Raw genomic sequence first — 12,913 nt, forward strand, 5'->3', positions numbered from 1 at the left:
TGTCGGCTAGTGGCCAGTACTCCCAAACCTTCATCAATACAAAGAAGGATACTCACTCGTTTTTGATAGTGGGCAGGCACACTCGTTTTTGATAAATAACTTTGAAACAAGCGACGATGACGAGGATGTAACTCAATATTAGGAGCAGTAGGTTTTGGCATTGATATAAAATATTGTTAAGCTACAAATATAATAATTTTATATGAAAAGAATTTGGTTCCCAAACCACTAGCCGTATGGCTCACTTTGAGTCGAAAACTATTTTGCTGCGCAAACAAGTCCGAAGACTTGTATTTATCAATACTTTCAAGTCTCCTCAAAAGACTTAAAAGAGCTAAGTAACAAAACGCGAGTTGCCTAAAGAAAAAATAGCCCGATGAAAAACACCGGGCTACCCAACTTTGTATCATCAACGTTTACTCTAATATCACTACCAAGTCGTCTTGTTGTACCATTCCTTCTTCCAAAATAATTTGCTTTACTTTGCCCGGTTGGGTAGCGGTAATGGTCGTTTCCATTTTCATAGCTTCAATCACAAATAACGGCGTGTTTTCTTTTACTTCGTCGCCTCCTTTTACCAACACATTGGCAAGTTTTCCCTGCAAAGGAGCACCTACTTCTTTGGTGTTGCTTTGGTCACGTTTGCGATTACTGGCTTTTTTCACTTCCTGGTTTACATCCCTTACCTTGATCACCCTTACTTGGCCATTCAGTGAAAATGATACTTCACGATAGCCTTCATCATCGGCCGCCTGGCTTACAAACAACAACTTGATCATCAATGTTTTACCTTCATCTAAACGTACCAGAATTTCTTCGTTAATATGCAAACCATAAAAGAAAGCATAAGAAGGTAGGTATACCAAGTTGCCAAACTGCTGACAAAAATTGTGGTAATCGTCAAATACTTTGGGGTACAACAAGTAAGACAGTAAGTCTTCAAAAGTGTAAGGTTTATTGTAATTGTCGGCATTGTATTTTTTATCAAATGCTGCCCACTCCTGATCAAAATCAATGGGGCTCATGTGCTCATTGGCTCGTCCAGTAATAGGCTGGTTGCCCTTGAGTACAATCTTGAGCATCTCTGCCGGAAAACCTCCCTTGGGTTGCCCCAAGTCTCCTTTAAAAAAATTGATCACCGACTCAGGAAAAGACAAGGTATTTCCTTTAGCCAAGATGTCCTCTTTGGTCAGGTCGTTAGAAGTCATAAACATAGCAAAGTCGCCCACCACTTTCGAGCTTGGAGTTACCTTTACAATATCTCCGAACAAATCGTTGGCAATGGCATAGTTTTTCTTGATTTGCTCAAATTTATCGCCTAAGCCCAATGCATTTGCCTGGGGGCGCAAGTTAGAATATTGTCCTCCGGGTATTTCGTGCCCATATACTTCGGCGGTACCCGCTTTGAGCCCCGACTCGAAGGGGTAATAATACTCCCGAATTTGTTCCCAATAATGGGCATATTCGTTGAGCGAAGCAAGGTTGATGGGGTTGTCGCGCTCGTGCCCTTGCATAGCCGCTACCAAAGAGTTGAAGTTGGGCTGCGAGGTAAGCCCCGACATAGAACTAAGCGCTACATCTACCACATCTACTCCTGCTTCGATGGCTTTGAGGTAAGTAGCCGACTGGATAGAAGAGGTATCGTGGGTGTGCAAGTGAATAGGCAAACTGATGTTTTTACGCAATTCGGTAATCAGTTTTTCGGCAGCATAAGGTTTTAACAAACCAGCCATGTCTTTGATCGCCAACAGGTGGGCTCCCTCGTCTTCCAGCTGTTTGGCAAGTTCTACATAATAGTCTAACGTATATTTTTGGTTGTCAGGGTCCATTATATCGCCGGTGTAACAAATACAGGCTTCAGCCAATGAGTTGGTATATTCGCGCACAGCACGAATACTCACCTTCATGTTTTCTATCCAGTTGAGCGAGTCAAAAATACGGAAAATATCAATGCCATTTTCGGCGGACTTTTCAATAAACTTCTCAATCAGATTATCGGGGTATGCCTTATAACCTACTGCATTAGAGCCTCGCAACAGCATTTGTAATAAAACATTGGGCACACGTTTACGAATTTCCTGTAGGCGTTGCCAGGGGCTTTCTTTCAAAAAACGCATCGCTACATCGAAGGTAGCACCTCCCCATACCTCCATCGAAAACACATCGGAATGCGCTTTGGCATAACTCTCGGCTACTCGTACAATGTCTAACCCACGCATACGGGTGGCCAACAATGATTGGTGCGCATCGCGGAAGGTGGTATCGGTATAGTGGATTTTCTTTTCGTCTTTGAGCCACTGCACAAACCCATCACGTCCCAATTGGGTCAGCTTGTCTTTAGTGCCTTCAGGAGGTTTGGTGTATTTGGTAAAATCAGGCACTTTTACAATGTCAAAGTACTTGGTTTTGTCTACATAACGCACATCAGGGTTGCCGTTTACTACCACATCTGCCAAATAGTTGAGTATGCGGGTGGCTCGGTTGAGGCGCTGTGGAACATTGAACAGAGAAGGGTTATTGTCAATAAATTTTACGGTGGCTTTGCCCGAAGTAAACTCTTCGTTGGTAATTACATTGAGCAAGAATCCTACATTGGTTTTTACCCCTCTTACCCTAAACTCTTCCAAGGCACGGGTGAGACGTTCGCTGGCACCTTTGAGGGTACGCCCCCAAGCAGAAACTTTTACCAGTAAGGAATCGAAAAATGGTGAAATAGAAGACCCGGCATAAGCATTGCCTGCATCGAGGCGAATGCCAAACCCAGAACCACTACGGTAGGTATTGATGGTTCCATAGTCGGGTTGAAAGTTGTTTTCGGGGTCTTCGGTAGTAATACGACACTGAATGGCGTGCCCATGACACTCTACATCGGCTTGCGAGTTCAAACGTAGCTTTTGATCAGAGAGCTGGTGTCCCTCGGCAATCAAAATCTGCGAACGCACAATGTCTATCCCGGTTACTTCTTCAGTAATGGTATGCTCTACCTGAATACGAGGATTTACCTCAATAAAATAAATATTCTCGTCGGCATCTACCAAAAACTCCACCGTACCCACATTGTTGTAGTTTACGCTTTGGCAAATGCTGAGGGCGTATTGGTACAACTTGTCTTTGGCAGCCTGTGAGAGGGTAATACAAGGAGCTATTTCTACCACTTTTTGGAAACGGCGCTGCACCGAACAATCGCGCTCGAACAAATGCACCATGTGACCATGGTTGTCTGCCATAATCTGCACCTCGATGTGTTTGGGGTTTTCCACGTATTTTTCCAAAAATACCGTATCATCGCCAAAAGCTTTGAGGGCTTCGCTGCGGGCTTCTTTGTAGGCTTTGGTTAACTCTGTATCGTTTTTTACCACGCGCATGCCACGCCCTCCCCCTCCTGCCGAGGCTTTTACCATAATAGGGTACCCTATATTTTGAGCTTCAGCCAAAGCAATGTCTACTGAGGTAAGTTTTTGCTGACTGTCGTTGATCACGGGTACATTGGCTTTTTTGGCAATCAACTTTGCCGACACTTTATCGCCCAGGTTTTCCATTACCTCAGGCGTTGGTCCTACAAAAATAATCCCTTCTTCACGGCAACGACGGGCAAAGTTTACGTTTTCGGACAAGAAACCATAGCCAGGGTGGATAGCATCTACATTATGCCGCTTGGCTACATTGATTATTTCCTCTATGTTAAGGTAAGGCTTCAGGGGGTCATTGTTTGCCCCTATTTTGTATGATTCGTCGGCTTTGTAACGGTGGAGCGAGTAGCGATCTTCATAAGTAAAAATAGCCACTGTAGTAATTTTAAGTTCTGAGGCAGCCCGCAATACACGGATAGCAATTTCGCCTCGGTTGGCAACCATTAACTTTTTAATTGGTCGTAGTTCTGTTGTCATAGTATAAGTTTATTATAAGTGGGCATTTTCACGGTCAGCTTTTCGTAACAAATCACAAGTTTTTTTGCAACGCCACGCGCTTGGTTCATCTTTGCCCCTTTTTGTGCCCTACAGACACGTAGTGATTGATAATAGAAGATAGTGTAATAGTTGATAGCTTCTACAGCCTCAAGCTATTAGCCCTTAGCTTTAGGCTGGTTTGCAAGCATGCTACCTATTTTATAATACATTGATTTTTAAGGGTTTATAAATCGGTAGATGGAAGTATTCAGTCGATAGTCAATAGCCCCTACATCCTCAATCTTTTAGCAACAAGCTTCAAGTTTGACGCTACTCTACAAGCAACTTACCGATTTTATAGGACGCTGATTTTTAGCGTTTTATAAAGTCGATAGATAGAAATATTCAGTCAATAGTTGAAAGTCTGCGTATACAAACAGCTTTGTTATATTGAACTCAATCAACTGAAAAGTATCCAACTATTTGCTGTTTATGATTATGTGTAATACAATGTGTATAAAACAATCGTCTTTTTCGAGATACTGCTCAATTTAACAAATAAAGGGTTTAGGGCAAGGGGTTTGCCTCTTTAGGTGCAGATAAAAAGGTAACTAACAGAACTAAGATTGCAGTATGGCAAGACAAAGTTTACTTCAAAAAGGGGGGCAAAAAACCTTTCCTGTGTTTTTTTATAAGAAAAGCGGCACTCCTGCATGTTAAAATTTCACGTTTTTGTCATCGGCTGAAATTATAAGATAAAATGCGGTGAGAGTTTTGTTTAAGGCAAGGCTTTATTTATCTTTTGCTATCACGACATACAGTTCAAGTTTTTCACTTTTTATAGATAATACAATGGCCCAAAAACAATTGAAATGGTACAAGCTTTTTGAAGACTGGGAAGAAGCACGCAAAAAAGTACCCCTTAATAGTACCAAAAAAGTGCGCATTGGCAGCAAAAAAATATGCTTGGCACATACCAAAGAAGGTTTTTTTGTGGTAGACGATGAATGTACCCACATGCGTGCCTCGCTTACCTCAGGGCACCTCAACGATTTTAACGAAGTCATTTGCCCTTGGCACGACTATAGGTTTTGCCTGAAAACAGGGGAAGAAAAAAGTGGCAAAAATGCTCGTCCCTTGCTTACCCACCGAATAGAAGAAAAAAACGACTCCATTCAATTGGGACTTTACAAAGATGAGGTACCCCCAAAAAAGGATGAGTTTAGTTATTAGATTTAAGCTTGGAGCGACAAGCAGCAAGGGGGTAAAACCAACCTTGCCGTTTGTCACTTTTTGCCTTTAGGAATGGTTGAAAAATAAGCTACTTACCTGGTGATAGGGGTTTCTTTTTGAGATGAGACACTGCATAGCTATGACGAAAAAAACGAATAGTGCATTGGGGATTAAATAAGTTGCCTATTAATTTGGATGAATTTTGTTTTCTGACGCGCTTCAAAAAGTGCGCATAGCCAAAGCTATGTAAGCTTTTTGAAGTAAAGTAAGCGGGCTAAAGACTCCGAATAATATGATAGGAATTTAGTTTCCAGTGCACTAGTTCCAACATAACTACCGGGGTAACAAAACATTAGGCAGAAAGACCAGCAGAAAAAGTTATTTTTTGTCTATTCATTAGACATTATTACGAAAAATTACAGGCATTGATATTCAGTGCATTAGACAAAGATCGTTTACAAGGATTGCAACCTGTCATAAGAATGAATGCAGCGACTATTTTTTGAGAAATCGTCAGTAAATGAGTCGTTATCAATCCATTGAGTCTTTAAAAATTTTTCGTAATAACCTTTATTACTTCTTTATTTTTGTCTTCAACACCTCCACTCCTTTCTGCAATGCTACATCTTGATTATCTACATAGTTTTGCACAGTTGGAGAAACTTCTACATGTGGAATAATGCCATAGCCTATAAACTCTTTGCCATTGGGGTAAGTATCATTTTTGGTACATACCCTTGCCTTGCCTCCTCCGGGCAGGTCAAACATCAAGGGTTGTCCAGTGCTGCCATAAGTTTTTTGTCCTACTCTGGTGGCTCGCTGAATGTTTTCGAGGTAAATCAGAAAATCTTCGGCGGCTGAAGCTGTATGATAACTGGTGAGCACTACCAAGGGTACTTTTATTTTTTTTGCGGTTACATCATTGACCGTACGACTGGTGTCGCCTATGTACCAAGCCTTTTTTTGGTAATACTTCAGGGCATTGGCTTCCCATTTGTTCAGTTGATAGCCAGGCTTTTGCTGTATTTTTTTGTTTACAAACTTTCCCCAGGCCTTATAAGCTGCCCGGTGTTCGCGGGTTTGCCAACGTGCCCCCAACAGTATTTTTTGCTCAGTAAAATGTTTGACAATGAATGAAGCATTGTTACTATTTCCTCCCCCATTTTTTCTCACATCTATGATCACCCCTTTGGCTTGATACAACTTTGACAAAAATTTGGGAAATTCTTTTTGTATGCGGTCGTCATCAAAGCGATTGATGGCAAGGTAAGCTATTTGCTGATCTAACCATTTAAACTCTAGCAAAGCCGGGCGTTTATTGGGCTTGACCCATTGCACCCCGGTTCTGTCGCGTGGCAGCTTTACCTTCAGTATTTTGCCAGAAGGCTGTTTTATTTTGAGTTGCACCCAATTGTTTTTTTTGCCTTGCAACATTGTACGAATACCCCTGTCCCAGCGCACGTACTGGGTAGAACTGGCAATGTAGGGCAGTTTATATTGTTGTACATATTTTTCTACAGGTTGTTTGTTTACTTCTACTATTTCTGAACCCAGGGGTATTTTCCCTGCCAGAGACTTATCTACATTACGCACAAAGGCACGTTTGCCTATAGCTACCAGTTTTAGCTTGGGGTAACTAAGTTGCCTACGTATTGGCGGGGGGTAATACACATTGGTGTGCCCGTCTTGCAACAAGGCACAAAACTGTTTGAGTACATCGTAGTATTCTTTGGTACTTTTGGTAGCAAGCACCTTGGGAATATAGTCTTGATAGGTTTTGTCCCAGTCGAGTTGGGGTACTTGATGAAAAAACGCAAAGTTATAATTGACTTCTTGCCAAAACAACGACAAACCATACAGTTTATCAGCACTGCTCAAGGACTGCGGCCTAGTGTTGTTTTGTGCCTGAATACGACTTGACAAGCTTAGCAACAGCACCAATAAAGAGAGTTTAAACAATTTTTGAGGTTTTACCATTATATGACCTATTTTAAGTATTTTACTTTTGAAACCGTACACTTTTTTATAGCAGATAAGCCTTGATTTTTTTGATGGTTTGACAGCATAAAAATAGTTGTTAATCTGCTAAGTTGTAGAATAAAATCTACTTTCGTCAACCTCATTAATTCGTTCATTCCCCTTAATCAAGTTCGGTTCACAACTCCGAGCTTGCTCTCGAAGGATCATGGATTTTCTTCAGCTAAAAAAACGAACCAAAAAAAGCTCCACCGCTGTAGTGAAAAATTAGCGTACGGTTTTGAAATTTTACTAAATGATTACTCTACTCTACTATTGTTTGTGTCTCCACAAATCGCCCTGTCATAGAGCTTGGGAACAGTGTTTTTCAAGGTTTCGATCAGCTCGTGGAGACACGATCTGAGGCGATGATGATCACTTATTCGTTTTTTTCTTCCTTAATTTAGCTATTTTTTCCTTGAAAAACTTGATTTTACCCTGGCCGTATTTTTCAGACACCTTGATGGCCTTCTCATAGGTAGCAATTGCTTTATCAATTTTGTTTGCTTTGATATACACACGTCCAAGGTAATCCATCATCCAGATACTACGCGGATATGCCTTAATGCCTTGTTGAAATACATAAGCCGCTCCATCCCAGTTTTCAACTTTAACCAAGGCGTAGGCCAGATCAAAATAGGCTTCTCCCGTTTGCTTCATTGAACTACCATATTTTTTTAGCAAGTTTTTCTGATGTTTATCAAAGGCTTGGTTCGAGTAGTTATTTACCAACGATTTAGGGAAAGTCATATCGCTAAAAATAAACTTAAGTCCTTGGTAGGTAACAAGCAGTGGAGCCGACATGTGCCCCTCGCCCTCAAACTCTTGGTGGCGAAAACGAAATCCTTTGGGGTGGTTTTGTTTGATAGTCTCTACATATCGCTTGAGTTCTTGGCGCATGCCATACCCATCCAGGGTACCAATACCAAAGTATACTGTTTTATTAAGGTGGGTCTGCTGTTGGAAGAATGTTTTGGCTTTTGCTACCATTTCCTCTTTGTTCCACCAAAACGAAGGGCTAATCACAATGTGGGCATCAAACAAGTGAGGGTGTTGCAGGAGCACATAGCCAGTAAACAATCCGCCTAAAGAATGCCCTGCTAAAATACGAAAAGGATGGGTACGATACTTAGACTCTATATAAGGTAATAGCTCTTGCTTGATAAATTGCAAAAGTTTTTCTCCTCCTCCACTTTTATTTTCAGGATTGCTTTTGTCTTGGGTAGGAGTAAAATCTAACATTCTATTTTTACTTACTAAGCCTACTATAATTACTGGAGGTGCATCGCCAGTACGACTCAACACATCTGTAGCTCCCATGGTATGTCTTATGTTTTGCCTGGCATCGGTCATCAACAGCACAGGATAATGATGCTTACTTTTTTCATAGCCTTCGGGCAGCACTACCATCAGCTCACGATCTTCATTAAGTATCTTGGACGATAATACATGCTGTGTACCCCAATTAAGCGGTTTAACTGTTTGCGCTGACACCAAGTTTACGATATACACTGTTGCCACTAAGCAAAGCATTGAACGAGTAATATTTTTCATTGGTTTAATAAAAATGATGAAGTCATCGTGACTTCAGTGTTTGAGTAATTGGTTGTAATAAACTACTGAACTACCTTGGGTTTTATTTCACATGCATATTATCCAAAGTACTAGGTATTACAACCAAGTGACGACTTGGTATTATAAACATTACAGCAATAGTCCATAGTATTTAGTCCATAGCTGATTCGAGTAAATGTTTACCTTATTAAATACTGTAAACCAGTGGCGTATATTAAGATTGCTTACTCACTTTATTTTTAAAAGCGTTTCGGTTCTAAGCCTAAACATCCAATTAAATAGTTTTTAAATCTATAAATAACTGATAACCAGCGCCAACTTTGACGAAAACCACTGCGGAGTATTGTTACAGCAAAAGCGAAAAAAAAATTTATAAACTTACATAAGGAATGGTGAGAAATTAAATTACCATTCTTGAGGTAGAGGTTTTGTTTTGAGACGAGGCTATTTTTTGCGCCCATAGCAGCGCTACGGGCAATAAAAATAACGAAGTATCAAGGCGAAAAATCACCCCTTAGAGTGTAAATTTATTTTTGAACAATTCCTAAGAAATGACTTCAGTGCCACATATCAATTCACCGATATTTCCCTTTACACCATAACTAACCAACATCCAATCCTGTAGGAACTATGAATTATTCAACACACTTTTACGACTTCTTTTTACTTAATAAGTACTAATTTGTATTTTTGGCGGTTTTGTAATAAGTTCTTGTTTTTGAACAAAGAACTCAAAAGTCCGACTGTAAACCAAGCATTTATTGTATGAACATATCTTTCAAAAAAGTCCAATTGCTAAAAATTAACCCACTGTACTTGCGTTTAGTAGGGTTGGGTGTATTACTCAATGCCTGTCAACCGTCGCAAGGAGAAAGCAAACAGGCTAAACAAACCACAATCCAGCAGAAACGCATCATCTCTGCAAAAAATGCTACCCCCTTATTTGTAGTGACTGGCTACAGCCGCGAATTACAAAACATTTCTTTAGACAGCCTCAAAAATATGTATTGCAACGGGAAAGTATACGTACTCAAAGCCACCCAACCTCTTGCCAATAAAGTATTGGGTTGCAACAATGCCCGCACCCTGCCCCACCTAAAGGCATTTGCCAAGCTTGCCAAAAATCATTTATTGGTTACCGACATTCACCACTTGATCGCCCAATATAAAGCACTGCAAATAGATAAGGTCAGTTTTTTTGGCAATGCTGCCCAATACACTTTTCAACACCAACCCGAAGGAGCACAGGCTTTTGACTACAAAAATAAAGTGACCAAGTTTACCCTAACCGGGGTTACCGCCATTACCCGCAATACAGGGCTGGCTGCAGATGCAAAAGGACCCGACTTTTTGATTGAAAAGGTAAAACATCACTTTCAAAGCTCTGATTTTGTTCATATCAGCAATGAGGTAAGCTTTGATCCCAACTGTGTGTATATCAAGTATGACCCTCATTATAAGTTTTGCAGCAAAGAACGTGATTTTAAAAACCTGGTTGACCTCAACACCAATATTGTAGAGCTTACCGGAAACCATAACAAAGATTTTGGCGCCAAGCCTTATAAACTTACCTATGACTGGTACAAAAAACAAGGAATGAAAACTTTTGGTGGAGGGTTAGACGCTGCCCAAGCAAACACACCACTGATTATTGACTTAAAGGATGGTAAAAAAATGGCGTTTATTGGGTTCAACCAGAGTTGCCCGGTGGGTGAATGTGCTTATGGAACAAAGTATTCGGGGGCGAACCGCTACAACCGCGAAAAAGCCCGCAAGGTGATTACCGACCTTAAGAAGAACAAAAAAATAGATCTTGTATTTGCTTCGGTACAGTTCAACGAAGTAGATTCTTATGCCCCACACGCCAAACAAATTGCCATTAGTTATGATTTGCACAACTTTGGAGCCGACGTAGTGTATGGTTCGCAAGCCCACCAGGTACAACAAATAGAGTTTTATAAAGGCAAACCACTGTTTCATGGGTTGGGCAATTTTTTGTTCGATCAGATTCACCGGGTAGGAGTACGTCGAGGTTATTTTTTGCATCACTATATTTACAATGGTAAGGTAGTACAATCGATGCCTGTGTACACCTGGATTTCAAACGATCGTCGTCCGGTGCTTGCCACCCCCAAACAAGCCCAAGAAATAAAAAAAATAATTTTCCCTGACAGATTGATTTATAAATGGGAATAATACAATAGTCCACAGCCCCGACAAGGTTCTAGGAACTAGGTGCAAGGTTCTAGGTATATGTTCCACAAGTAACCACGCTTTTGTATCACGCTGATTTTCAGTTTTTTTTACAAAAAGCGTAGTTAGAAGCGGATTCGAGTAAATGTTCACCCTGTTAGTCCTTGTAAACCGACCGTAGGGAGTGCAACCTTTAGATTTGTATTATCAACCTTGACTAAAATCACTGCGGAGTATTGATATATTCAGACACTTACACATTTTTAAATCTTTAAAAACAGCTATTGGTAGCTTGTTGAGTGCTGATGCATCGACATCTAAGGATTTGCGAAATCCCGCTGTACGGGGTGACTCGCTACTTGAATTAAATAAGCGACAGACTATTAGCAATTGTATTTGGGTGATTGATTCTACAATCACCCAGATATAGAGTTATTTACTGTAAGTTAATTTTTGACGTCGCCGTAATAAATCACTTCTTTGCGTTCAAAATCATAAAGCGTAAGTTGTCGAATTTCATGGTAGTTTTTCCAAAAACCACGCAAAGCCTCCAGGTAGTCACGCTTGGCGCGGTCTTTATCCTGCAAGGCAATGTTTAGGTCGGTAATATTGATCTTAGAAATCAAATAACGCTTTTGTGCCACTGTATACCTTCGTTGGGCGATTTCGTCGGCACGACGGGCAAGAATTAAACGACTCCGAAATATTTTAAACTGCTTTACTTTCAGAATAATTTCCTGCTCAAAGTTCAACTCTTCTTGTGATACAGTAGACTGTACCAATTTGTTATTGGCCACCGATGTCTGAATCATTGCCTTTTGGCGCCCCCAATCAAGTATAGGAATTTGAAAACCAATGCGCAAACGTTGTTGATTTTGGGGATTTTGGTATACATCGGTAAAATCTGGTGCATTGCGGGTAAAACCATAAGATCCTGTGATGTTTACATTTAAGCCACTGTTACCCCTTGCCTGTGCCACATCACGTTCGGCTTCCAGTTTTTGGCGCTTAAACTGAACAAATTTCGCCCGGTTTTTTTTGGCTTCTGCCAAAGCTGTTTCTTCGTCAATTACAATCTCAGGAACATTCAAAGGCTCAATGAGTTCTATATTTTTGAGGCTCTCGTTGTTTCCCAAAAATATTTTCAGCCTTAGTTCGCTGGTTTCTATGTCCATTTTTGCCTGGGTTACCCTTTGATCAGACTCCATAGATGCCAGCTGTAGCTGCAACAATTCGTTTTCGGCAATCTTACCCACGTTGTAGCGCCCCTGTCCAATTTTATAAATTGTGTCATTATTGGCCTGATTCAACTCTGATATTTTCAGGGTAATTTGTGCTACCAACAAGTCAAAAAACAGGTCGGTAGTTTGCACTGCAATGCCTTCCATTTCTTCTGAGTAGGCTTTTTGTGATTCACTGTACCTGAGTGGTTCTATTTTTTTGTTCCATTTCAATTCATTGAACCCAAACAAAGGTTGAGAGAAACCAATGCTCACTGGTGTAGACAGAAACGAGGTGCCACTATTATTGCCCAAAAGGTCGATACGGGCAAGTTCGGAACTCAAAAACACCTCTCCTCCAGTAAACCCTATTTTTTGCCGCAACGACAAGCTCACATCAGTGTTTACCAACCCCCGATCTATAAACACATCACTACCATCATCCAAGGTAATTCGCTCGATGGACTTGTTGTAATTGGGCAGGTTGCCACTCAAAGAAAGCTGGGGCTTGTAGTCGGATAAAAAAGTACGGTAACGCCAATAAAAGTTTTCTTTTCGGTTGACTGCCTGCAACGAGATAGGCGATTGTTTTTTTGAAATGGTAATGATTTCCTGCAGGCTATATTTTTGTTTTTTCTCGGTTTGACCGTAAACCACACTGCTCAACAGCAAGCAACACAGTGCGCATGGTACCAGGCATTTTTTCATATTGATATAATGGTATATAGAGGCTTGGGTAGTGCTTGGTTATGCACTACCTCAGGTCTCTGTTGAATGTTTCAAACAATT

6 protein-coding genes are annotated in these 12,913 nt (G+C 40.8%); 2 read left to right on the top strand and 4 right to left on the bottom strand.

Annotated features, from left to right (window positions below; translation table 11 throughout):
* Nucleotides 1–416: 416 nt before the first annotated feature.
* Nucleotides 417–3,887 (bottom strand): pyruvate carboxylase, encoded by a 3,471-nt coding sequence (locus Q0954_RS23180; protein WP_299460944.1) that lies wholly within the window; start codon nt 3,885–3,887, stop codon nt 417–419.
* A gap of 852 nt (nt 3,888–4,739) precedes the next feature.
* Here Q0954_RS23180 and Q0954_RS23185 point away from each other — a divergent pair.
* Nucleotides 4,740–5,120 carry a Rieske 2Fe-2S domain-containing protein gene (locus Q0954_RS23185; protein WP_299460946.1) on the top strand — a complete coding sequence of 127 codons (381 nt, stop codon included), beginning with the start codon at nt 4,740–4,742 and terminating at the stop codon, nt 5,118–5,120.
* 573 nt (nt 5,121–5,693) lie between these two features.
* On the opposite strand, the gene Q0954_RS23190 is transcribed toward Q0954_RS23185, so the two are convergent.
* Both Q0954_RS23190 and Q0954_RS23195 read right to left on the bottom strand, forming a co-directional pair.
* Nucleotides 5,694–7,097, bottom strand: a complete 1,404-nt coding sequence (locus tag Q0954_RS23190; RefSeq protein ID WP_299460948.1) for a S41 family peptidase — start codon at nt 7,095–7,097, stop codon at nt 5,694–5,696.
* A gap of 414 nt (nt 7,098–7,511) precedes the next feature.
* Complete coding sequence (locus tag Q0954_RS23195) at nt 7,512–8,690, bottom strand: alpha/beta hydrolase-fold protein (protein ID WP_299460950.1); 1,179 nt, start codon at nt 8,688–8,690, stop codon at nt 7,512–7,514.
* A 786-nt stretch (nt 8,691–9,476) separates the two neighbouring features.
* On the opposite strand from Q0954_RS23195, the gene Q0954_RS23200 reads away from it, so the two are divergent.
* On the top strand, nt 9,477–10,907 hold the full coding sequence (locus Q0954_RS23200; RefSeq protein ID WP_299460952.1) for a CapA family protein: 1,431 nt from the start codon (nt 9,477–9,479) through the stop codon (nt 10,905–10,907).
* Nucleotides 10,908–11,350: 443 nt separating this feature from the next.
* Here Q0954_RS23200 and Q0954_RS23205 read toward each other — a convergent pair whose 3' ends face one another.
* Nucleotides 11,351–12,832, bottom strand: coding sequence for a TolC family protein (locus Q0954_RS23205; RefSeq protein ID WP_299460954.1), 1,482 nt, complete (start codon nt 12,830–12,832; stop codon nt 11,351–11,353).
* Nucleotides 12,833–12,913 lie beyond the last annotated feature (81 nt).

It is taken from the genome of uncultured Microscilla sp. (genome assembly GCF_947493425.1).
In the GTDB taxonomy this organism is placed as follows: domain Bacteria; phylum Bacteroidota; class Bacteroidia; order Cytophagales; family Microscillaceae; genus Microscilla.